The following is a 22,467-nucleotide window of genomic DNA, read 5'->3' on the forward strand; positions in this document are numbered from 1 at the left end:
CCGTGCGGCGCACCATGGGGGAGCGGCAATGGCCGGTAGCAGCGCCCGGACCACCAAGCGCCCCCCGGCGCCCCCGCGGAAGACCAGCCGGGTCTACCGGGCGCGCGCCAACCCCGCCCGCCGCCTGTACACGCAGGCCCGCCGTGCCTGGGACCGGCCGCTCACCGCGTACTACCTGATCCTCGGCTCCGCGCTGCTCATCACCGGGCTCGGCCTGGTCATGGTCTACTCGGCGTCCATGATCACGGCCCTGCAGATGGGCCTGTCCAGCTCCTACTTCTTCCGCAAGCAGTTCGTCGCGGCCGTCCTCGGCTCGCTCCTGCTGGTGGTCGCGATGCGGATGCCGGTCAAGCTCCACCGCGCCCTCGCCTACCCGATCCTCGCCGTCAGCGTCTTCCTGATGGTCCTGGTGCAGGTGCCCGGGATAGGAGTGTCGATCAACGGCAACCAGAACTGGATCTCGCTCGGCGGCCCCTTCATGCTCCAGCCCAGCGAGTTCGGGAAGCTGGCACTCATCCTGTGGGGCGCCGACCTGCTCGCGCGCAAGCACGACAAGCGCCTGCTCAACCAGTGGAAGCACATGCTGGTGCCGCTGGTCCCGATGGCCTTCCTGCTGCTCGGCCTGATCATGCTCGGCGGCGACATGGGCACGGCGATCCTGCTCACGGCCATTCTTTTCGGCCTGTTGTGGCTGGCGGGGGCCCCCACCCGGCTCTTCGTCGGCGTGCTGTCCGTGGCCGGCGCGATCGGCGTCATGCTGATCAAGACCAGCCCGAACCGGATGGCCCGGCTCGCCTGTCTGGGCCGCGCCGACGCAGGTCCGGACGACATGTGCTGGCAGGGACTGCACGGGATCTACGCCCTGGCGTCCGGCGGATTCTTCGGTTCCGGCCTCGGTGCCAGTGTGGAGAAATGGGGCCAACTGCCCGAAGCGCACACCGACTTCATCTTCGCCATCACCGGTGAGGAACTGGGCCTGTCCGGGACGCTGTCGGTGCTCGCCCTCTTCGCGGCTCTAGGCTATGCGGGTATCCGCGTGGCCGGACGCACGGAGGACCCCTTCGTGAGATATGCCGCGGGAGGCGTGACGACCTGGATCACGGCGCAGGCCGTGGTCAACATCGGTGCGGTGCTCGGCCTGTTGCCGATCGCCGGGGTCCCGCTCCCGCTCTTCTCGTACGGGGGGTCCGCGCTGCTGCCGACCATGTTCGCCGTAGGTCTGCTGATCGCGTTCGCGCGGGACGAGCCCGCGGCGCGGGCGGCCCTGGCCATGCGGCAGCCACGGATGAGATGGAACACGATGCGACGGCGCGCCTCGGCGCGTACGTCCGGAGAGCGGTGAATTTCGGTGCATGTCGTACTCGCCGGTGGGGGGACCGCCGGCCACATCGAGCCTGCGCTCGCCCTCGCGGACGCCCTGCGCAGGCAGGACCCGACCGTGGGGATCACGGCGCTCGGCACGGAGCGCGGCCTGGAGACCCGTCTCGTACCGGAGCGCGGCTACGACCTGGCCCTGATCCCCGCCGTGCCGCTGCCCCGCAAGCCCACCCCGGAACTGATCACGGTCCCCGGGCGGCTGCGCGGCACCATCAAGGCGGCCGAGCAGATCCTGGAGCGCACGAAGGCGGACTGCGTCGTCGGCTTCGGCGGCTATGTCGCGCTCCCCGGCTACCTCGCCGCCAAGCGCGCCGGGGTCCCGATCGTCGTCCACGAGGCCAACGCCCGGCCCGGCCTCGCCAACAAGATCGGATCGCGGTACGCGGCGGGGGTGGCCGTCTCCACCCCGGACAGCAAGCTGCGTGACGCCCGCTACATCGGCATCCCGCTGCGCCGCACCATCGCGATGCTGGACCGGGCCGCGGTCCGCCCCGAGGCCCGCGCCGCGTTCGGCCTGGACCCGAACCTACCGACGCTGCTGGTCTCCGGCGGCTCGCAGGGCGCCCGCCACCTGAACGAGGTGGTGCAGCGCGTCGCGCCGCTGCTCCAGCAGTCCGGCATCCAGATCCTGCACGTGGTCGGCCCGAAGAACGAACTGCCGCAGGTGCAGCAGATGCCGGGAATGCCCCCGTACATCCCGGTACCGTACGTGGACCGGATGGACCTCGCGTACGCCGCGGCCGACATGATGCTCTGCCGCGCGGGTGCGATGACCGTCGCCGAACTCTCCGCCGTCGGGCTCCCGGCCGCCTACGTCCCGCTGCCCATCGGCAACGGCGAACAGCGGCTCAACGCCCAGCCGGTGGTCAAGGCCGGCGGCGGGGTACTGGTCGACGACGCGGAGCTGACCCCCGAGTGGGTCCAGGGCAACGTCCTGCCGGTGCTCGCCGACCCGCACCGGCTGTACGAGATGTCCCGTGCCGCCTCCGAGTTCGGCCGGCGGGACGCCGACGACCTGCTCGTCGGGATGGTGTACGAGGCGATCAACTCACGCCGCTAGGGGCGTACGACAGGTGAGGCGGGGCAGCGTGGCCGGAGCGAGAACCGCGGACCGCGGCGAACGAGAGGACGCCGGGGCGTCCGCGTCCGGCCCGCCCCCGCCGCCCCGCCGGCTGCGGCTGCCGGGCCCGCGCGTCCTGGTGCTGGCCGGGGTCCTGCTCGTCCTGGCCGGCGCGGGCGGCAGTTGGCTGCTGTACGGATCGCAGTGGCTGCGCGTGGAGCGCGTCACCGTCACCGGCACCGGTGACACCACGCCCGCCCAGGTGCGCGCGGCGGCCGCGGCGCCGGTCGGCGCCCCGCTGATGTCCGTGGACACGGGCGCCCTCGCGGACCGGGTGCGCCGCGCACTCCCGCGCGTCGCGTCGGTGGACGTGGAGCGCTCGTGGCCGCACGAGATCGCGCTGAAGGTGACAGAACGTCAACCGGTCCTGGTGGTCGAAGACACCGAGAACGCGGGCAAGTTCGTCGAGGTGGACCACGAAGGGGTGCGGTTCGCGACGGTCGACAAGGCCCCGCGAGGCGTTCCCCGGCTGGAACTGGCGCCGGACCGCGAGGGCGCGGCGGCCAGCCTGCGCCGCTTCGGACCCGACCGCCTGGTCCGCGAGGCGGTCCGCGTCGCCGGGCGCCTTCCCGGCGCGGTCGCACGCGACACCCGCACCGTCAAGGCCCGTTCGTACGACGCCCTCACGCTGGAGCTCACCGGCGGGCGGGAGGTCGTCTGGGGAAGCGCCGAGGAGGGGGAGCGCAAGGCGCGCGTGCTCACCCTTCTGATGAAAGCCGCTCCCAAGGCCCGGCACTTCGACGTGAGTGTGCCCACCGCCCCTGCCTCATCGGGGAGTTGACGCACATCAGCGCAGGCCAGCACCCTGGTTGGGCAGCGCTACGGCTGATCACATAGGGTGAAAAGAAAAACGGGAGGTTCGGCGTGTTCGTTGAACGGGCGCCACTTGTCGACTTAGTGTCAGGTTCGGAAGAGTCCAGGGAACAGACACACTGGTAACCCTAAACTTCACCGTTAGGGTTCGGGTCGGCAGTCGACTAGTAGTCCGGACCGTCCCCATTCGACATCAGTCGTCGCATCGGCAGAACGCGAAGCGGCGACACGTAACTCGAGGCGAGAGGCCTTCGACGTGGCAGCACCGCAGAACTACCTCGCAGTCATCAAAGTCATCGGTGTCGGCGGCGGTGGTGTCAATGCCATCAACCGGATGATCGAGGTCGGTCTCAAGGGCGTCGAGTTCATCGCCATCAACACCGACGCGCAAGCTCTGTTGATGAGCGACGCGGACGTCAAGCTCGACGTCGGCCGTGAACTCACCCGCGGACTCGGCGCCGGAGCCAATCCGGCAGTCGGCCGCAAGGCGGCCGAGGACCACCGCGAGGAGATCGAGGAGGTCCTCAAGGGGGCCGACATGGTCTTCGTCACCGCCGGTGAGGGTGGCGGCACCGGCACCGGCGGCGCACCCGTCGTGGCCAACATCGCCCGCTCGCTCGGCGCGCTCACCATCGGCGTGGTCACCCGGCCGTTCACCTTCGAGGGGCGCCGCCGGGCCAACCAGGCGGAGGACGGCATCGCCGAGCTCCGCGAAGAGGTCGACACCCTCATCGTCATCCCGAACGACCGGCTCCTGTCCATCTCGGACCGCCAGGTCTCGGTCCTCGACGCCTTCAAGTCGGCGGACCAGGTCCTGCTCTCCGGTGTCCAGGGCATCACCGACCTCATCACCACGCCCGGCCTGATCAACCTCGACTTCGCCGACGTCAAGTCCGTGATGTCCGAGGCCGGTTCCGCCCTCATGGGCATCGGCTCGGCCCGCGGCGACGACCGCGCGGTGGCCGCCGCCGAGATGGCGATCTCCTCGCCACTCCTGGAGGCGTCCATCGACGGCGCCCGCGGGGTGCTGCTCTCCATCTCCGGCGGCAGCGACCTCGGCCTCTTCGAGATCAACGAAGCGGCCCAGCTGGTCAGCGAGGCGGCGCACCCCGAGGCGAACATCATCTTCGGCGCCGTGATCGACGACGCCCTCGGCGACGAGGTGCGGGTCACGGTCATCGCCGCCGGGTTCGACGGCGGACAGCCACCGGCCAAGCGGGACACCGTCATGGGTTCGTCGTCGGCCAAGCGCGAGGACCCGGTACCGGCCTCCCGCCCGGCACCGGCCCCCGAGCCCGCCCGGCCGGCCTTCGGCGGCCTCGGCAGCGTCACACAGCGCGAGGAGCAGAAGCCCGCGGAGCCCACCGAGCCGCCCGCCCCGGTGAGCGAGGTGCCCGCCGCCCCGGTCACCCAGCCCCACGTCCCGCGGCCGTCCTACCCGGACAGCCAGGCCGAGGAGCTGGACGTCCCGGACTTCCTGAAGTGACTCTCCCGGCCGCGAGGGGAACCGCACGGCAGTGATAGGTCAGCGGGAGACCGTACGTGCGACGAGTGGCGCCCACTTCGCCTTCACCGACCGGTGGGGCGGGGTGAGCGCCGCTCCGTACGAGGAGCTCAATCTCGGCGGCGCGGTGGGCGACGACCGCGCCGCCGTGCTGCGCAACCGGGAGCTGACGGCGCGGACGCTCGGTCTCGAACCGGCGCGGGTCGTCTGGATGAACCAGGTGCACGGCCCCGATGTGGCGGTGGTGGACGGGCCCTGGGCCGCGGACGCCGGCCTTCCGGCCGTCGACGCCCTGGTCACCACGGAGCGGCGGTTGCCGCTCGCCGTGCTCACCGCGGACTGCACCCCGGTCCTGCTCGCCGACCCGGCCGCCGGTGTCGTGGCCGCCGCCCACGCGGGACGCCCGGGCATGGTCGCCGGGGTGGTGCCCGCGGCCGTCGCGGCGATGGTGGAGCTGGGCGCGGAGCCCGGCCGGATCGTGGCCCGCACCGGCCCCGCGGTCTGCGGCCGGTGCTACGAAGTACCGGAGCGGATGCGGGCGGAGGTCGCCGCCGTGGAACCGGCGGCGTACGCCGAGACCAGCTGGGGCACGCCCGCCGTCGACGTGAGCGCCGGCGTCCACGCCCAGCTGGAGCGGCTCGGGGTGCGCGACCGGCGGCAGTCGCCGGTCTGCACGCGCGAGTCCCACGACCACTTCTCCTACCGCCGCGACCGGACCACGGGCCGGCTCGCGGGCTATGTCTGGCTGGACTGATACGACATGACGGACCTTCAGGGACGCAAGGAAGAAATCGCCGCGAATCTGGCCGCGGTGGAAGAACGTATCGCCAAGGCCTGTGCGGCCGCCGGGCGCCGGCGCGACGACGTGACCCTGATCGTGGTCACCAAGACCTACCCCGCCTCCGATGTGCGGATTCTCTCCGGACTCGGGGTCCGGCACGTGGCCGAGAACCGCGACCAGGACGCCGCCCCCAAGGCGCAGGAATGCGCGGATCTGCCGCTCACCTGGCACTTCGTGGGTCAGTTGCAGACCAACAAGGTGCGGTCCGTGGTGGGTTATGCCGATCTGGTGCAGTCCGTGGACCGGGTGAAGCTCGTCACGGCGCTCGCCAAGGAGGCCGGGCGGACCGGGCGTGAACTCGGCTGTCTGATCCAGGTCGCGCTCGATGCCCAGGAGGACGGCCGGGGCGAGCGCGGCGGCGTGGGTGTCGGCGGCATCGAGGAGTTGGCCGCGCGCGTGGCCGAGGCGCCGGGCCTGCGGCTCGACGGACTGATGACCGTCGCCCCGCTCACCGGGGCCTACGCCGGACGGCAACAGGCCGCGTTCGAGCGGCTCATGGATTTGTCGACTGCCCTGCGCGCGGCTCATCCGGCTGCGAACATGGTGTCGGCAGGGATGAGTTCGGACCTCGAACAGGCCGTGGCGGCCGGAGCGACACATGTGCGCGTCGGTACGGCGGTACTCGGAGTCCGACCCAGGCTCGGGTAACGTCGCCAAGAAGTCGGACCACAGCAGAAAATATGGTCATTCTCGCTGATGGGCGGGGAGATCGCGTGGATCGCGGGCACTTGGTTTGACGTCACCCGATCCACCACAGAGCGGAGGACTCAGAGCATGGCCGGCGCGATGCGCAAGATGGCGGTCTACCTCGGCCTCGTGGAGGACGATGGGTACGACGGCCGGGGGTTCGACCCCGACGACGACTTCGAACCCGAGCTCGACCCTGAGCCCGAGCGTGCCCCTCGACGGCACGACCGGCACGAACCGTCGCATCAGTCACACAACTCCCGCGCCGCAGAAGCGGACGAATCGGTGCGAGTGGTGCAGCCGCCCGCGCCGCGCGAGCCGGTGCGCCAGCCCGCTTCGGTCCCTGCTGATTCCGGACGTCCGGCGCGAATCGCCCCCGTGGCATCCATCACACCTGAACGTCAGAGCCTGGAGAAGAACGCACCGGTGATCATGCCCAAGGTCGTGTCCGAGCGGGAGCCCTACCGCATCACCACGCTGCACCCCCGGACCTACAACGAGGCCCGTACCATCGGGGAACACTTCCGTGAGGGCACCCCGGTGATCATGAATCTGACGGAGATGGACGACACCGACGCGAAGCGACTTGTCGACTTTGCCGCCGGTCTGGTCTTCGGTCTGCACGGCAGCATTGAGCGGGTGACCCAGAAGGTGTTCCTGTTGTCTCCTGCTAACGTCGATGTCACGGCGGAGGACAAGGCCCGTATCGCAGAGGGTGGGTTCTTCAACCAGAGCTGAGACGCAGGAGTAGTTCGACGGCCGGTTCACTGGTCGCGAGGCACGAGTAACAGGGGAGAGGGAACCACCGACATGGGCGTGGTTTTGGATGTGGTCTACATCGCGCTGATGTGTTTCCTCATCGTGCTGATCTTCCGGCTGGTCATGGACTACGTCTTCCAGTTCGCCCGCTCGTGGCAACCCGGCAAGCCGATGGTGGTCGTTCTGGAGGCCACTTACACTGTCACTGATCCACCGCTCAAGCTTCTGCGGCGGGTCATCCCGCCGCTGCGTCTCGGGGGCGTGGCGCTCGACCTGTCCTTCTTCGTACTGATGATCATCGTCTACATCCTGATCTCCGTCGTGAGCCGGCTGTGAACGATACGGTCTTGCCGAATGCCGACGACTACGTTGAGGTGAAGAGATGCCGTTGACCCCCGAGGACGTGCGGAACAAGCAGTTCACGACCGTCCGCCTCCGAGAAGGCTATGACGAGGACGAGGTCGATGCCTTCCTCGATGAGGTCGAAGCCGAACTGACCCGCCTGCTCCGTGAGAACGAGGACCTGCGCGCCAAGCTGGCCGCGGCCACCCGCGCCGCCGCGCAGAACCAGCAGCAGGGTGGCATGCGCAAGGGCCCCGGCGGCCCCGATGGCCAGGGCGGTCCGCAGGACCAGCAAGGACACCAGCAGGGACATCAGCAGGGGCCCCCGCAGGGTATGCGCGGTCCCGGCGCTCCGGTGCCCGCCGGGATATCGGGCCCGCCGCAGCAGCAGATGGGCGGCCCCATGGGCGGCCCGCCGCAGCTGCCGAGCGGCGCCCCGCAGCTGCCGGCCGGTCCCGGTGGACACGGTCCGCAGGGGCCCGGTCCGCAGGGTCCCGGTCCGATGGGCCAGGGCCCGATGGGTCAGGGTCCGATGCAGGGCCAGATGGGCGGTCAGCCGCAGCTGGGCGGACCGATGGGCGGCCCCATGGGCGGTCACGGCGGTCCTCCGCAGATGCAGCAGCCCGGTCAGGGCGGCCCCGGTGGCGACAGCGCCGCGCGGGTCCTCTCGCTGGCCCAGCAGACCGCCGACCAGGCGATCGCCGAGGCACGGTCCGAGGCCAACAAGATCGTCGGCGAGGCCCGCAGCCGCGCCGAGGGTCTGGAGCGTGACGCCCGGGCCAAGGCCGACGCCCTGGAGCGGGACGCGCAGGAGAAGCACCGCGTCGCGATGGGCTCCCTGGAGTCCGCCCGCGCCACGCTGGAGCGCAAGGTCGAGGACCTGCGCGGCTTCGAGCGCGAGTACCGCACGCGGCTGAAGTCCTACCTGGAGTCGCAGCTGCGCCAGCTGGAGACCCAGGCGGACGACTCGCTGGCCCCGCCGCGGACCCCGGCGACCGCTTCGCTGCCGCCGTCCCCGGCGCCGTCGATGGCTCCGGCCGGTGCGGGCGCCCCGTCCTACGGTGGCAACCAGGGCATGGGGGGCAACCAGCAGAGCGGTGGCCCGTCCTACGGCAGCGGCCAGCAGCAGATGTCGCCGGCCATGACCCAGCCGATGGCACCGGTGCGGCCGCAGGCGCCGCAGCCGATGCAGCAGGCCCCGTCGCCGATGCGCGGGTTCCTCATCGACGAGGACGACAACTAAGGGGCTCCGCGCCTGTAGCAGGCGTCGGCGTTCATTCAGGCCGCGGCCCGGATCGTGTACAGCGATCCGGGCCGCGGCCTTTTCGCCTCGCGGGGAGCGCGCGAAGGGGTCGGCCCCGCCGGATGATTCCGGCGGGGCCGACCCCTTCGCTGCTGGGCTACGCCTTGCGGAGGCGGAACGTCAGGCTCAGGCCCTCGTCGGTGAAGGGCTCGCCGTACGCGGTGTCCGCCTCGCCCTGGGCGAAGTCCGTCGCCAGGACCTCGTCCGCGATCAGGCCGGAGTGCTCGGACAGGGCCGAGATCACCGCCGGGTCCGTCGACGTCCAGCGCAGGGCGATCCGGTCCGCGACGTCCAGGCCGCTGTTCTTGCGGGCCTCCTGGATCAGGCGGATCGCGTCCCGGGCCAGGCCGGCTTGCCGCAGCTCCTCCGTCAGCTCCAGGTCGAGCGCGACGGTCGCGCCGGAGTCGGAGGCGACCGACCAGCCCTCGCGCGGGGTCTCCGTGATGATGACCTCGTCGGGGGCGAGCGGGACGGTCTCGCCGTCGATCTCGACCGACGCCGTGCCCTCGCGCAGGGCGAGGGAGAGCGCCGCCGCGTCCGCCGCTGCGACCGCCTTCGCCACGTCCTGGACGCGCTTGCCGAACCGCTTGCCGAGCGCCCGGAAGTTCGCCTTCGCGGTCGTGTCGACCAGCGAGCCGCCGACCTCCGCGAGCGTGGCCAGCGAGGAGACGTTCAGCTCCTCGGTGATCTGCGCGCGCAGCTCGGGGGAGAGCGCCTCGAAGCCGGAGGCCGCGACCAGCGCGCGGGAGAGCGGCTGGCGGGTCTTGACGCCCGACTCCGCGCGCGTGGCGCGGCCCAGCTCCACCAGGCGGCGGACCAGCTCCATCTGCGTGGACAGGGCCGGGTCGATCGCCGGGCGGTCGGCCTCGGGCCACGACGACAGGTGCACCGACTCCGGGGCTCCCGCGGTGACCGGGACGACCAGGTCCTGCCAGACCCGCTCCGTGATGAACGGCGTGAGCGGCGCCATCAGCTGGGTGACGGTCACCACCACGTCGTGCAGGGTGCGCAGCGCGGCCTTGTCGCCCTGCCAGAAGCGGCGGCGCGAGCGGCGCACATACCAGTTCGAGAGGTCGTCGACGAAGGCCGACAGGAGCTTGCCGGCGCGCTGGGTGTCGTACGCCTCCAGGGCCGTGGTCACCTCGGCGGTGAGCTGGTGCAGCTCGGACAGGAGCCAGCGGTCCAGGACCGTGCGCTCGGCCGGGGCCGGGTCCGCCGCGCTGGGCGCCCAGCCCGACGTACGGGCGTACAGGGCCTGGAAGGCGACCGTGTTCCAGTACGTGAGGAGGGTCTTGCGGACGACCTCCTGGATCGTGCCGTGGCCGACACGGCGGGCCGCCCACGGGGAGCCGCCGGCCGCCATGAACCAGCGGACCGCGTCCGCGCCGTGCCGGTCCATCAGCGGGATCGGCTCCAGGGTGTTGCCCAGGTGCTTGGACATCTTGCGGCCGTCCTCGGCGAGGATGTGGCCGAGGCACACCACGTTCTCGTACGACGACTCGTCGAAGACCAGGGTGCCGATCGCCATCAGGGTGTAGAACCAGCCGCGGGTCTGGTCGATGGCCTCGGAGATGAACTGCGCGGGGTAGCGGGACTCGAAGAGTTCCTTGTTCTTGTACGGGTAGCCCCACTGCGCGAACGGCATCGAACCCGAGTCGTACCAGGCGTCGATGACCTCCGGGACGCGCGTCGCCGGCCGTGCGCACCCCTCGTGGGTGCAGGGGAAGGTGATGTCGTCGATGTACGGGCGGTGCGGGTCGAGCTGCCCGTGGTCGGTGCCGGTCAGCTCGGTCAGCTCCGCACGGGAGCCGACACAGGTGAGGTGGCCCTCCTCGCAGCGCCAGATCGGCAGCGGGGTGCCCCAGTAGCGGTTGCGGGAGAGCGCCCAGTCGATGTTGTTCTGGAGCCAGTCGCCGAAGCGGCCGTTCTTGACGGTCTCCGGGAACCAGTTGGTCTTCTCGTTCTCCTGGAGGAGACGCTCCTTGACCGCGGTGGTGCGGATGTACCAGGACGGCTGCGCGTAATAGAGCAGCGCCGTGTGGCAGCGCCAGCAGTGCGGGTAGCTGTGCTCGTACGGGAGGTGCTTGAAGAGCAGGCCGCGGTCGCCCAGGTCCTGGGTGAGCGCTTCGTCGGCCTTCTTGAAGAAGACGCCGCCGACCATGGGGACTTCAGGGGAGAAGGTGCCGTCGGGCAGGACCGGGTTCACGACCGGCAGGCCGTACGCCCGGCAGACCTTGAGGTCGTCCTCACCGAACGCGGGGGACTGGTGGACCAGACCCGTACCGTCCTCGGTCGTCACGTACTCGGCGTTGACCACGTAGTGGGCCTCCGCCGGGAACTCGACGAGGTCGAACGGACGTTGGTAGGTCCAGCGCTCCATCTCGGCGCCGGTGTATGCCTCACCGGTGGGCTCCCAGCCCTCGCCGAGCGCCTTCCCGACCAGCGGTTCGGCGACGACGAGATGCTCCTCGCCGTTCGTCACCACGACATAGCGGACCTCGGGGTGCGCGGCGACCGCCGTGTTCGACACCAGGGTCCAGGGCGTCGTCGTCCAGATCAGGAGCGCGGCCCGGCCCGCCAGCGGACCGGAGGTGAGGGGGAAACGGACATAGACCGAGGGGTCGACGACCGTCTCGTACCCCTGCGCCAGCTCGTGGTCGGAGAGGCCGGTGCCGCAGCGCGGGCACCAGGGGGCGACGCGGTGGTCCTGGACGAGCAGGCCCTTGTCGAAGATCTGCTTCAGCGACCACCAGACGGACTCGATGTACTCCGGGTCCATCGTCACGTAGGGGTCGTCGAGGTCGGTCCAGTACCCCATGCGGGTCGTCAGCGCGGCGAAGGCGTCGGTGTGCCGCAGCACGGACTCGCGGCACTTGTCGTTGAAGGCGGCGATGCCGTACGCCTCGATGTCCTTCTTGCCGCTGAAGCCGAGCTCCTTCTCGACCGCCAGCTCCACCGGGAGGCCGTGGCAGTCCCAGCCCGCCTTGCGGGCCACGTGGTAGCCGCGCATGGTGCGGAAGCGGGGGAAGACGTCCTTGAAGACGCGGGCCTCGATGTGGTGGGCGCCCGGCATGCCGTTGGCGGTGGGCGGGCCCTCGTAGAACACCCACTCGGGGCGCCCCTCGGACTGCTCCAGGGTCTTGGCGAAGATCTTCTGCTCGCGCCAGAAGTCGAGCACCGCGTGCTCGAGGGCGGGCAGATCGACCTGGGCGGGCACCTGTCGGTACTGCGTCATCAGTCTTCCTCCGGCGGACGTGCTCTCTTCCGTCGGAGGGACGAGAGGCTGCTGCGCCGTGTGCGGCGCGCTCCCGCGGTACCACCCTCCTTGGCCCCCGGTGCGTGGTGTGCTCCGGTGAGCCCCCTCATTGGGGTCGCGATGCCGGGTCTACTGACCGCAGTGCGCGCACTGCGGCGTTCTTCCGGCGGCTCCGGGGTGATCTTCGCGTCGCGCTCGCCTCCGGGCTTCCACCGGCCCCGGATCGCTCTTGGCTGCGTACGTCGCTACTCGGCCCCATCCACGCTTTTCGCTGCGCCCAGTGTACGGCGCCGGGGCGCGGCGGCCGACCGGTTATCGCCGGGGCGCGGGGCGCACCGCCCGGCGGTACGCGGTGACCCGAATGGCGATACGTACGGTGACCGGTCACGGTCGCCGGCGAGCGGGCGCGGCGGGGGCGGACGGCGGGCGATCACCGGGCCCATCAGGCGGGGAACCGCGTCCGGCCCGCGCCGGTGCGTCCCGGGAGGGGCGCGGGCGGGCCCGGCTCGTGCCGCGCGCCCCGTTGCCGCGAGCCGGAAGTCGATTTATCGTCCCAGCACGATTCGCGTGCAAGATCACAATTCGTGAAGGGGCCGCGGCCATGGTGGCGAAGAAGAGCGCCGATCAGCAGTCGGCGTCCGGCAGATCCACGGGCGCGGGTGCCTCCGGCGGGGCCGCCGAGGCCTCCGGTGAGGACGCGGCGCCCAAGAAGAAGGCGGTCGGCAAGAAGGCGACGGGCAAGAAGGCGACGGGCAAGAAGGTGGCCGGCAAGAAGGTGGCGGACAAGAAGAGCGCGGCCGCACCGGCAGCCAAACGTACGGCCAAGAAGGCGGCGGGTACGGGCGCCGCGGCTACAGGGGAGAGCGAGAGTGCCGCCGAGGGTGCCGAGACGCCCGCGGCGGGGAAACGTACGACCAAGAAGGCGACCGAGGGGACCACGAAGGCGGGCACCGCTGAGCGTGGTGCCGGTGAGCGGTCCGCCGGGCGCAAGGGTGCGGTGAAGAAGTCGGTCGCCTCCGCGACCGAGGGCGCGGCCGAGGCCGCGAAGACGACGGGAGCCACGACGGTGGTTGCGAAGAAGACTCAGGGCACGGCCACGGCGGCGGAGCAGCCCGGCGCGGTTCCCAAGGCGCGGGAGGCCGCCGCGGAACCGGGGGAGCTGGCGGTACGGCCCGGCGAGGACCCCTGGACGCCGGAGGAGGCCGGTGAGGCGCGGGCCGAACTGCAGAGCGAGGCGCTGCGGCTCGGCAGCGAGATCGAGGCGGCGGAGACCGCGCTCGCCGGGCTCATGCGGGACTCCGGCGACGGCGCCGGGGACGACGAGGCCGACACCGGGACGAAGAACATCACGCGCGAGCACGAGATGGCGCTGGCCGCCAACGCGCGCGAGATGCTGGAGCAGACCCGGCGGGCCCTCGACCGGCTCGACGCGGGCACGTACGGGCTCTGCGAGAACTGCGGGAACCCGATCGGCAAGGCGCGGATGCAGGCGTTCCCCCGGGCGACCCTGTGCGTGGAGTGCAAGCAGAAGCAGGAGCGCCGCTACTAGGGAGGCCGCACCGTCCCTGTGGGGCCGCTCGGGTGTGCCGTACTCTCGTCCTCAGTCAGGTACCTAGGTCGAGGGACTCACGTGGCAGAGGCGGAGCGCATCATCGGTACGCCGGATTCTCCCGAGGCGGGGGCAGCGGAGCCGGAGAAGGACGGCGGGGCCGGATCGTCGGCCGCGCCGGCCCGGGGCAGGCGGCGCATCGCCGTGCTGTTCGCCGTGGCCGTGCTGGCGTACGCCCTGGACCTGGGCAGCAAGCTGCTGGTGGTCGCCAAGCTGGAGCACCGTGACTCCATCCAGGTCCTCGGGGACTGGCTGCAGCTCGAAGTGATCCGCAACCCGGGGGCCGCCTGGGGCATCGGCGAGGCCTTCACGATCGTCTTCACCGTGATCGCGGCCGCCGTGATCGTCGTCATCGCGCGGCTGGCGAAGAAGCTGTACAGCACCCCGTGGGCGATCGCCCTCGGGCTGCTGCTCGGCGGGGCGCTCGGCAACCTCACGGACCGGATCTTCCGTGCTCCCGGCGTCTTCGAGGGTGCCGTCGTCGACTTCATCGCGCCGAAGAACTATCCGGTCTTCAACCTGGCCGACTCCGCGATCGTCTGCGGCGGCATCCTGATCGTGCTGCTGTCCTTCCGCGGCATCGACCCGGACGGCACCGTCCACAAGGACTGAGGCTCCGCGCGGCCAGGCCCGGTGCCTGGTGAGCGGGGTCACGGCCCGGGGAGGGGCCCGCGGCCCCGGTGACCGGGGCTGTGGTGCGGGGCTGTCGGTGCGCTCCTGCATACTCGATGCGTGAGCACCGTTCCCGAGATCCGAACCCTGCCCGTGCCCGACGGCCTGGAGGGCGAGCGCGTCGACGCCGCCATCTCCCGCATGCTCGGCTTCTCCCGCACCAAGGCCGCCGAGCTCGCCGCCGCCGGGAAGGTGACGGTGGACGGTTCGGTCGTGGGCAAGTCCGAGCGCGTGCACGGCGGGGCCTGGCTGGAAGTGGAGATGCCGCAGGCCGCCGCGCCGGTGCAGATCGTCGCCGAGCCCGTCGAGGGCATGGAGATCGTCCACGACGACGACGACATCGTGGTCATCGTGAAGCCGGTCGGCGTCGCCGCCCACCCGAGCCCCGGCTGGACCGGCACCACCGTCATCGGCGGGCTCGCCGCCGCCGGGTACCGGATCTCCACCTCCGGCGCCGCCGAGCGGCAGGGCATCGTGCACCGCCTCGACGTGGGCACCTCCGGCCTCATGGCCGTCGCCAAGTCCGAGCGCGCCTACACGTCGCTGAAGCGGCAGTTCAAGGAGCGGGTGCCGGACAAGCGCTACCACGCGCTCGTGCAGGGCCACCCCGACCCGATGAGTGGCACCATCGACGCCCCCATCGGCCGCCACCCGAACCACGACTACAAGTGGGCCGTGACCGCCGAGGGCAAGCCTTCGGTGACTCACTACGACCTCATCGAGGCGTTCCGCGCCGCCTCCCTGCTCGACATCAAGCTGGAGACCGGCCGCACGCACCAGATCCGCGTGCACATGTCCGCACACCGGCACCCCTGCGTCGGCGACCTGACGTACGGCGCCGACCCGACGCTCGCCAAGCGGCTGGGGATCACCCGGCAGTGGCTGCACGCGGTGCGGCTCGGCTTCGAGCACCCGGCGGACGGGCAGTGGGTCGAGTTCGCCAGCGAGTATCCCGAGGACCTCCAGGTCGCGCTGGACCGGGTGCGGGCGGAGAGCGAGTGAGCTCGGCGCCGGGGTACGCCGTCCGCGTCGCCGCGACCGACGCGGACCGCGCGTCCTGCTTCGCCGTGCGCCGGGAGGTCTTCGTCGAGGAACAGGGCGTGCCGGAGGATCTTGAGTACGACGCGTACGACGCCGGGGCGGTCCATGTGCTGGCGGTGCGGGAGGACGACGGGCTGCCGCTCGGCGCGGGGCGGTTGCTGACGGGTGAGGCCGCGGCGGCCAAGAACGGCGGGGCACCGGATGTCGGGGCGCTCGGGCGGTTGGCCGTGCTGAAGGTCGCGCGGGGTCTTGGCGTGGGTGCGGCGCTGGTGGCGGCCGTCGAGGAGGCTGCCCGGGGCCGGGGGATGACCGCGGTCGACCTTCATGCGCAGACGCATGCGCTGGGGTTCTACGAGCGGTTGGGGTACGTCGCGTACGGCCCCGAGTTCCCGGACGCCGGGATTCCTCATCTGGCGATGAGGAAGTCTCTGGCGTAGCGGTCGGGTGCCGCTTTCGTCGTGGCTGGTCGCGCAGTTTCCCGCGCCCCTGAAATGCGCACTGCGTGCGCCGTTCCAGGGGCGCTTCTCCCTACCTGGGGCTGCGGCGGAGCCGCATGCTCGACGGGGCCCGGATGATCACCGGTCGGGACGGGGCGGCGTGGCACTCTGGAGGCCGAACGTTCTTGATCGTCGACCTTGGCCGGAGCACCCGTGGATCAATTGGCCCTGCTGTTCGTGCTGTTGCTCGGGGCCGTCCTGAGCGTGCCGCTCGGCGACCGGCTCGGGCTGCCGGCGCCGGTCCTGATGACGCTGCTCGGCATCGTCCTCGCGCTGATCCGGGCCGTCCCGAACGTCGACGTCCCACCGGACCTGATCCTCCCGCTGGTCCTGCCGCCCCTGCTCTACGCGGCCGTGCACCGCACCTCGTGGCGCCAGTTCGCGGCGAACAGACGGCCCATCTTCCTGCTGGCCGTCGCGCTCGTCTTCGTCACCACCGCCGCGGTCGCCCTCATCGCGAACGCCGTGGTGCCGGGGCTGCCGCTCGCCGCCGCCGTGGCGCTCGGCGCGCTGGTGGCGCCGCCCGACCCGGTCGCCGCGACCGCCGTCGCCGGCCAACTCGGCCTGCCCCGGCGCCTGGTGTCGATCCTGGAGGGCGAGGGACTGTTCAACGACGTGACCGCGATCGTGCTCTACCACGTCGCGATCGCCGCCGCCGTCAGCGGCAGCTTCTCGCTGCCGCACGCCGCGCTCCAGCTGGTCCTCTCCGCGGTCGTCGCCGTCGCCGTCGGGGTCGCCCTCGGCTGGACCGCCAACCGGCTGATGGGCTACCTCGGCGACGCCACCCTCCAGATCGGGCTCACCCTCCTGGTCCCGTACGCCTCCTACGTGCTGGCCGAGGAGCTGAGGGGCTCGGGTGTGCTCGCGGTGCTGACCACCGCCATGTTCCTGGCCGAGCGCGCCTTCGACGCCGACGACGTGCTCACGCGGCTGACCGGCCGCGCCTTCTGGGACGTCGTCGACACCCTGGTCACCGGCGTCGCCTTCGGCCTGATCGGCCTGGAGGTCCACAACGTCGTCCGCACCGCGGAGGGCCACTGGGGCCAGATGCTCGGCTGGTCGGCCGCGGTCGTCGGGGTCGTGATCGTCGTCCGCCTGCTGTGGCTGCTGCCGATGACCTGGGTGACCCAGCGGCTGCACGCGCGGCGCGACGTCGCCGAGGAGATCCCGGTCAGCTGGCGCGAGACCGTCATCATGTGGTGGTCCGGGATGCGCGGGGTGGCCTCCGTAGCCCTGGCCCTCGCCATCCCGCTGACCATGGACGACGACTCGCCCTTCCCCAAGCGCGACGAGATCGTCTTCATCGCCTTCGGCGTCATCATGGCGACCCTGGTGCTCCAGGGGCTCAGCCTGCCGTGGCTGGTGAAGAAGCTCGGGGTGCAGGCCGACACCGAACTGGAGCAGGAGTACGAGAAGGACCTCGCCCTGCGTGCCGCGAAGGCCGCGAAGCGCCGGCTCAAGGAGATCGAGGAGGTCGAGGAGCTGCCGGAGGACGTGCAGGAGCAGATGCTGCGCCGCGCCTACGACATCGGGCTGCGGATCAATCCGGAGCTGGGGGCCGAGGAGCGGCGCGCGTCCCAGGCCAAACGGTTCGCCCGGATCAAGCGGGTGCGCCGGATCCAGAACGAGATGCTCTCGGCGGCCCGGCACGAGGTGCTCGCCGCGCGCAGCGAGCCCGGCGCCGACCCGGAGGTCGTCGACCGGGTGCTGCGGCAGCTGGACGTACGGAGCCTGCGCTGAGGGCCGGCTCCGGCGGACGGCGGGCGGTCAGCCCCGGCCGGTGCGGGGCGCGTGGCCGTTGCGGATGAGGTCGCGGGTCGGCAGGGTCGTGCCGATCTCCCCGGGGGCGATCAGGGCCGTCGCCGTGTTGACCCGGGGCAGCGCGTAGGGGTGGTGGTCGGTCAGCCAGCGGAGCAGCTGCTCGCGCACCCGGACCCGTACCGTCCAGATGTCGTCCGCGTCCTTGGCGGTGACCACGGCGCGGACCTGCATCGTGCTGGGCGTGGAGTCGGTCACGGCCAGGCTCCAGTCGCGGCCGTCCCAGGCGGCGCAGTCGAGCAGGATGTCGTGCAGCTTCTCGCGCATGAGCGGCACCGGGGCGCTGTGGTCCAGGTGGAAGAAGACGGTGCCGGTCATCTGGGAGCCGCCGCGCGACCAGTTCTCGAACGGCTTCGATGTGAAGTACGACACCGGCATGGTGATCCGGCGCTCGTCCCAGGTCCGGACGGCGAGGTAGGTGAGGGTGACCTCCTCGATGGTGCCCCACTCGCCGTCGACCACGACGGTGTCGCCGATCCGCACCATGTCGCCGAAGGCGATCTGGAAGCCGGCGAAGAGGTTGCCGAGCGTCGACTGGGCGGCGACACCGGCCACGATGCCCAGGATGCCCGCGGAGGCCAGCAGGGAGGCGCCCGCGGCCTTGAAGGCGGGGAAGGTCAGCAGCATCGCGGAGACCGCCACGACGCCGACCACCGCGATAACGATGCGCTGGATCAGGGTGACCTGGGTCCGCACCCGGCGGACCCGGGCCGCGTCACGGTGGCTGGTGGCGTAGCGGGCGTAGGACGATTCGACGACGGCGGTCGCGATCCGCACGACCAGCCAGGCGGTGGCGCCGATCAGGACCAGGGTGAGCGCCTGGCCGACCCCGGCGGAGTGCTCCTTCGTCAGCTCGGCCTGGTCGTAGGAGCCTCTCAGCAGGGCCGCGCAGAGCGTGAACTGGAAGGGCAGGCGGCAGCGGCGCAGCAGTCCCCACAGTGGAGTCTCGTGGTGGCGTCGGTCGGTGCGTTGCAGCAGACGGTCGACGGCCCACCCGAGAAGGAGTGTGAGCACGACCGAGCCACCGACAACGATCAGCGGGCGCAGTACGTTCTCCATCCCTCGACCGTAACCGGGATCGGCCTGCTCTAACCTGTGGCGTTCCTGGCACCATGGGCCCCATGAACATCATGCTTTTCCACTCCACGTACGGACTGCGGCCCGCGGTGGAGGCCGCCGCCGACCGGCTGCGCGGCGCCGGGCACGAGGTGTGGACCCCGGATCTCTTCGAGGGGCGGACCTTCGACACGGTCGAGGAGGGCATGGCCCACCGGGACCGGATCGGCAAGGACGAACTGCTCAAGCGGGCCGTGCTGGCCGCCGCGCCCTACTCCGACCGCGGCCTGGTGTACGCGGGGTTCTCGTTCGGCGCCGCGGTCGCGCAGACCCTCGCCCTCGGCGACGAGAAGGCGCGGGGGCTGCTGCTCCTGCACGGCACGTCCGACCTGGCCGCGAACGCCTCCGTCGACGAGCTGCCGGTCCAGCTGCACGTCGCCGAGCCCGATCCGTTCGAGACGGACGACTGGCTGACCGCGTGGTATCTGCAGATGGGGCGGGCGGGGGCGGACGTGGAGGTCTACCGGTACGCCGGGGCCGGTCATCTCTACACCGACCCGGAGCTGCCGGACCACGACGCGCAGGCCGCCGAGGCCACCTGGCGGGTGGCGCTCGGCTTCCTGGACGCGCTCTAGGGGCCTTCAGCAGGCGAAGGCCCTCCTGGCGCGGTTCAGGCCTTGAGGGCCTTGTCGAGCGCCGTCTTGTACTCGGCCACCGTCATCGGGGCGTTCTGCCCGTCCGACCCGGTCAGTTTCTTGCCGTCCATGACGAGGCTCGGGGTGCCGTTGACGCCGTCCTTGTTCTTGTCGAACGTCGTGGACATCTTCATCGCCCACTCGTCATAGGTGCCGTTCTTGACGTCCTTCTGGAACGCCTTGTCGTTCTTCAGGGCGTCGACCGTGTTCGCGACCTTGATCAGGTAATCGTCGCTCTTGAACTTGTCGTCCGTCTCCTCGGGGTGGAACTGCTTCGAGTAGAGGGCCGCCTTGTAGTCGAGGAAGGCGTCCGAGCTCACGTTCAGGGCGGCGCCGAGCGCGCTCAGGGCGTTCTTGGAGCCTTCGCCGTTGCTGCCGATCTGTCCCTTGCCCGTGCTGTCGCCGTCGATGAAGGTGGCGCCGACGTACTGGATCTTGTACTTGCCGTCGTCGACGTCCTTGAGGACGGTGGGACCGACCGTCTGCTCGAAGGAGGCGCAGATGGGACAGCGCGAGTCCTCGTAGAGCTTCAGGGTCTTCTTGGCGCTGTCCTTGCCGATGACGACGGTCGTACCGTCCTTGCCCGTCGTGTGCGCGGGCGCGACGACGTCGGCGCTCTTGGCGTCCAGGGCCTGCTCCCAGTGGGACGGCTTGTTGCCCTGGACCACCAGGTAGCTCACGACGCCGGCTATCGCGAGGACGGCAACGACGGAACCGGCGACGATCGCCTGCCGCTTCGCCTTGTCCTTCTTGGCCTGCCGTTCGCGTTCGACTCGCAGCCGCTCGCGGGCCGCCGACTTCGCCTGCTGGCTGTTGCGCTTGCTCATGATCTGTCTGCTCCGTGGATGTCAGAAAGGGGTTCGGGACTGTCGTGCGCCGGCTTCAGACGGCCGGGCACGGCGGTCCGCGCCGTCCCACGGAGTGCAGCCGGATACGCGCGCGGGCGGCCGGCACGGCGGCGGCGGGGCGCGGCCGGCGCGGTGCGGGCTCCAGGTGGGCCCCGGCCGCGGCGCAGGCGATCAGCAGCGGGCGGAACGCGAACACGGCGACCGCGCGCAGCAGCTGGGCCAGGGCCTGTTCACCGCGGCGCAGCCAGCCCGCCGCGAGCAGCCCGACCGCGACGTGCGCGCCGAGCAGCAGCCAGGACGCCGCCGGGTCGCTGTGGGCGAGCAGGGCGGCGGCCCGGTCACCGGTACCACCGGTCATCCGGGCCAGCGGGGCGCCGACGCTGCCGCCGCACAGCACGTCGAAGCCGAACGAGCGCAGCGGCCCGGCGACCGGGCCGCCCGCCTCGCCGTAACAGACGTGCTGGCCGGTGGTGAAGACCGTGTCGGCGGCCAGTTCCAGCGGGACGAGCAGCGCCGCGATCCGGCCGAAGCCACGCTCCCGGCCGGCCAGCGCGTAGGCGAGCCCGAAGACGGCGACGCCGGTCACGGCGACCGGCGTGAGCGGCAGCGGGGCCCGGGACAGCAGGACGTGCGACGCGGCGGAGAGCGTCACGACGAACGCCGTGAAGAGGGCCGCGCGCACGGCTCTGAGCTGAATCCCGGATATGTCGTCCATCGCGGCAGAGTGTGCCATGACCGGCGGTAGGCGATGGCTAAAGGGTGCCTGTGCGTTATGGAATCGTGCGGGCCTAGGCGGGCAGCCCCGGGATGCGGCCGTTGCGGAACAGGTCCACGAAGATCTGGTGGTCCGCACGCGCGCGGGCCCCGTACGTGTGCGCGAAGTCGACCAGCAGATCCGCGAAGCCGTCCTCGTCGGCGGCGATCGCCGCGTCGATGGCGCGCTCCGTGGAGAACGGTACGAGCGACTCGCCGGACTGGTCGTCCGCGGCCGCGTGCATCGCCGCCGTGGCCCGGCCGAGGTCCGCGACGACCGCCGCGATCTCCTCCGGGTCGTCGATGTCGCCCCAGTCCAGGTCCACCGCGTACGGCGACACCTCGGCGACGAGCTGGCCGGAGCCGTCCAGCTCGGTCCAGCCCAGCCACGGGTCGGCGTGCGCCTGCAGGGCGCGCTGCGAGATGACCGTGCGGTGGCCCTCGTGCTGGAAGTAGGCGCGGATCGCCGGGTCGGTGATGTGCCGGGAGACGGCCGGGGTCTGGCCCTGCTTCATGTAGATCACGACGTCGTTCTCCAGCGCGTCGCTGTTGCCCTCCAGCAGGATGTTGTACGAGGGCAGGCCCGCGGAGCCGATCCCGATGCCGCGCCGCCCGACCACGTCCTTCACGCGGTACGAGTCCGGGCGGGTCAGCGAGGAGTCCGGCAGCGTCTCCAGGTACCCGTCGAAGGCCGCGAGGACCTTGTACCGCGTCGCCGCGTCCAGCTCGATGGAGCCGCCGCCGTCGGCGAACCGGCGCTCGAAGTCGCGGATCACGGTCATCGAGTCGAGCAGCCCGAAACGGGTCAGCGAGCGGGCGTCGCGCAGCGCGTCCAGGAGCGGGCCCTCGGCGGTGTCCAGCGTGAAGGGCGGCACCTCGTCGCTCTTGGCGCCCGTGGCCAGCGCGTGGACGCGCTCGCGGTAGGCCGCCGCGTACGTGCGCACCAGGCCGGTGATCTGGTCGTCGCCCAGCGCCTTCGCGTAGCCGATCAGCGCCACGGAGGCGGCGAACCGCTTGAGGTCCCAGGTGAACGGGCCGACGTACGCCTCGTCGAAGTCGTTCACATTGAAGATCAGCCGGCCCGTCGCGTCCATGTACGTGCCGAAGTTCTCCGCGTGCAGGTCGCCGTGGATCCACACCCGGCTGGTGCGGTCGTCCAGGTAGGGGCCGCCGTGCTGCTCGCGCTCCACGTCGCGGTAGAACAGGCAGGCCGTGCCGCGGTAGAACGCGAACGCCGAAGCGGCCATCTTGCGGAACTTGACCCGGAACGCGGCGGGGTCCGCCGCGAGGAGTTCGCCGAAGGCGGTGTCGAAGACGGCGAGGATCTCCTCGCCGCGCTGCTCAGCGGTGGGCTGCGGGACCGACATCGCCGGGTGCCTCCTGGTACAGATGGTGCGTGGGCTCGTATGACACGCAGGACGGGCGTCCTGCCCTGTCCAACGACCGACCGTACTCCGGAGTGCCCGTCGGCTGTCA

At 71.2% G+C, this 22,467-nt stretch carries 20 protein-coding genes; 15 read left to right on the forward strand and 5 right to left on the reverse strand.

Annotated elements, in window-relative coordinates; all coding sequences use genetic code 11:
• The first annotated feature begins 28 nt into the window (after nucleotides 1-28).
• The 9 genes from ftsW (at nucleotide 29) to ABZY33_RS10700 (ending at nucleotide 8,686) form a co-directional block, all read left to right on the forward strand.
• Nucleotides 29-1,342 (forward strand): putative lipid II flippase FtsW, encoded by a 1,314-nt coding sequence (gene ftsW, locus ABZY33_RS10660; RefSeq protein WP_356491167.1) that lies wholly within the window; start codon nucleotides 29-31, stop codon nucleotides 1,340-1,342.
• 6 nt (nucleotides 1,343-1,348) lie between these two features.
• Nucleotides 1,349-2,437, forward strand: coding sequence for an undecaprenyldiphospho-muramoylpentapeptide beta-N-acetylglucosaminyltransferase (murG, locus tag ABZY33_RS10665; protein WP_356491168.1), 1,089 nt, complete (start codon nucleotides 1,349-1,351; stop codon nucleotides 2,435-2,437).
• Between the two features lie 28 nt (nucleotides 2,438-2,465).
• On the forward strand, nucleotides 2,466-3,278 hold the full coding sequence (locus tag ABZY33_RS10670; protein WP_356491169.1) for an FtsQ-type POTRA domain-containing protein: 813 nt from the start codon (nucleotides 2,466-2,468) through the stop codon (nucleotides 3,276-3,278).
• Between the two features lie 288 nt (nucleotides 3,279-3,566).
• Nucleotides 3,567-4,796, forward strand: a complete 1,230-nt coding sequence (gene ftsZ / locus ABZY33_RS10675; RefSeq protein ID WP_356491170.1) for a cell division protein FtsZ — start codon at nucleotides 3,567-3,569, stop codon at nucleotides 4,794-4,796.
• A 31-nt stretch (nucleotides 4,797-4,827) separates the two neighbouring features.
• Nucleotides 4,828-5,568: a peptidoglycan editing factor PgeF gene (pgeF, locus tag ABZY33_RS10680; protein ID WP_356491171.1), complete on the forward strand. Its 741-nt coding sequence runs from the start codon at nucleotides 4,828-4,830 to the stop codon at nucleotides 5,566-5,568.
• A gap of 6 nt (nucleotides 5,569-5,574) precedes the next feature.
• On the forward strand, nucleotides 5,575-6,303 hold the full coding sequence (locus ABZY33_RS10685) for a YggS family pyridoxal phosphate-dependent enzyme (RefSeq protein WP_356491172.1): 729 nt from the start codon (nucleotides 5,575-5,577) through the stop codon (nucleotides 6,301-6,303).
• 126 nt (nucleotides 6,304-6,429) lie between these two features.
• Nucleotides 6,430-7,080 carry a cell division protein SepF gene (sepF, locus tag ABZY33_RS10690; RefSeq protein WP_356491173.1) on the forward strand — a complete coding sequence of 217 codons (651 nt, stop codon included), beginning with the start codon at nucleotides 6,430-6,432 and terminating at the stop codon, nucleotides 7,078-7,080.
• Nucleotides 7,081-7,152: 72 nt separating this feature from the next.
• Entirely contained in the window at nucleotides 7,153-7,437 is a 285-nt protein-coding gene (locus ABZY33_RS10695; RefSeq protein ID WP_356491174.1) for a YggT family protein, read from the forward strand.
• 46 nt (nucleotides 7,438-7,483) lie between these two features.
• Entirely contained in the window at nucleotides 7,484-8,686 is a 1,203-nt protein-coding gene (locus tag ABZY33_RS10700; protein WP_356491175.1) for a DivIVA domain-containing protein, read from the forward strand.
• 157 nt (nucleotides 8,687-8,843) lie between these two features.
• Here ABZY33_RS10700 and ileS read toward each other — a convergent pair whose 3' ends face one another.
• On the reverse strand, nucleotides 8,844-11,981 hold the full coding sequence (gene ileS, locus ABZY33_RS10705) for an isoleucine--tRNA ligase (RefSeq protein ID WP_356491176.1): 3,138 nt from the start codon (nucleotides 11,979-11,981) through the stop codon (nucleotides 8,844-8,846).
• Nucleotides 11,982-12,603: 622 nt separating this feature from the next.
• On the opposite strand from ileS, the gene ABZY33_RS10710 reads away from it, so the two are divergent.
• The 5 genes from ABZY33_RS10710 to ABZY33_RS10730 all read left to right on the forward strand — a co-directional run bounded on the left by ABZY33_RS10710 (nucleotide 12,604) and on the right by ABZY33_RS10730 (nucleotide 17,561).
• Nucleotides 12,604-13,551: a TraR/DksA C4-type zinc finger protein gene (locus ABZY33_RS10710; protein WP_356491177.1), complete on the forward strand. Its 948-nt coding sequence runs from the start codon at nucleotides 12,604-12,606 to the stop codon at nucleotides 13,549-13,551.
• 81 nt (nucleotides 13,552-13,632) lie between these two features.
• Nucleotides 13,633-14,223: a signal peptidase II gene (lspA, locus tag ABZY33_RS10715; RefSeq protein ID WP_356491178.1), complete on the forward strand. Its 591-nt coding sequence runs from the start codon at nucleotides 13,633-13,635 to the stop codon at nucleotides 14,221-14,223.
• A gap of 120 nt (nucleotides 14,224-14,343) precedes the next feature.
• Complete coding sequence (locus ABZY33_RS10720; RefSeq protein ID WP_356491179.1) at nucleotides 14,344-15,285, forward strand: RluA family pseudouridine synthase; 942 nt, start codon at nucleotides 14,344-14,346, stop codon at nucleotides 15,283-15,285.
• Complete coding sequence (locus ABZY33_RS10725; protein WP_356491180.1) at nucleotides 15,282-15,761, forward strand: GNAT family N-acetyltransferase; 480 nt, start codon at nucleotides 15,282-15,284, stop codon at nucleotides 15,759-15,761. The genes ABZY33_RS10720 and ABZY33_RS10725 overlap by 4 nt, the downstream gene beginning before the upstream one ends.
• A gap of 213 nt (nucleotides 15,762-15,974) precedes the next feature.
• The gene (locus tag ABZY33_RS10730; RefSeq protein ID WP_356491181.1) at nucleotides 15,975-17,561 is read left to right on the forward strand and encodes a Na+/H+ antiporter; all 1,587 of its coding nucleotides are present in this window, start codon (nucleotides 15,975-15,977) and stop codon (nucleotides 17,559-17,561) included.
• Between the two features lie 27 nt (nucleotides 17,562-17,588).
• Here the strand turns inward: ABZY33_RS10730 and ABZY33_RS10735 are convergent, their stop codons facing one another.
• Entirely contained in the window at nucleotides 17,589-18,698 is a 1,110-nt protein-coding gene (locus ABZY33_RS10735; RefSeq protein WP_356491182.1) for a mechanosensitive ion channel domain-containing protein, read from the reverse strand.
• A 62-nt stretch (nucleotides 18,699-18,760) separates the two neighbouring features.
• Between ABZY33_RS10735 and ABZY33_RS10740 the strand changes: the two genes are divergently transcribed.
• Nucleotides 18,761-19,330, forward strand: a complete 570-nt coding sequence (locus ABZY33_RS10740; protein ID WP_356491183.1) for a dienelactone hydrolase family protein — start codon at nucleotides 18,761-18,763, stop codon at nucleotides 19,328-19,330.
• A gap of 35 nt (nucleotides 19,331-19,365) precedes the next feature.
• Here the strand turns inward: ABZY33_RS10740 and ABZY33_RS10745 are convergent, their stop codons facing one another.
• From ABZY33_RS10745 to ABZY33_RS10755, 3 genes are all read right to left on the reverse strand, one after another.
• Nucleotides 19,366-20,217 (reverse strand): thioredoxin domain-containing protein, encoded by an 852-nt coding sequence (locus tag ABZY33_RS10745; protein WP_356491184.1) that lies wholly within the window; start codon nucleotides 20,215-20,217, stop codon nucleotides 19,366-19,368.
• Nucleotides 20,218-20,272: 55 nt separating this feature from the next.
• Nucleotides 20,273-20,953, reverse strand: a complete 681-nt coding sequence (locus tag ABZY33_RS10750; RefSeq protein WP_356491185.1) for a hypothetical protein — start codon at nucleotides 20,951-20,953, stop codon at nucleotides 20,273-20,275.
• Nucleotides 20,954-21,026: 73 nt separating this feature from the next.
• Nucleotides 21,027-22,358: a DUF2252 domain-containing protein gene (locus ABZY33_RS10755; RefSeq protein WP_356491186.1), complete on the reverse strand. Its 1,332-nt coding sequence runs from the start codon at nucleotides 22,356-22,358 to the stop codon at nucleotides 21,027-21,029.
• Between the last annotated feature and the right edge of the window lie 109 nt (nucleotides 22,359-22,467).

The organism is Streptomyces sp. NPDC006552 (assembly GCF_040611655.1).
Lineage (GTDB): Bacteria > Actinomycetota > Actinomycetes > Streptomycetales > Streptomycetaceae > Streptomyces.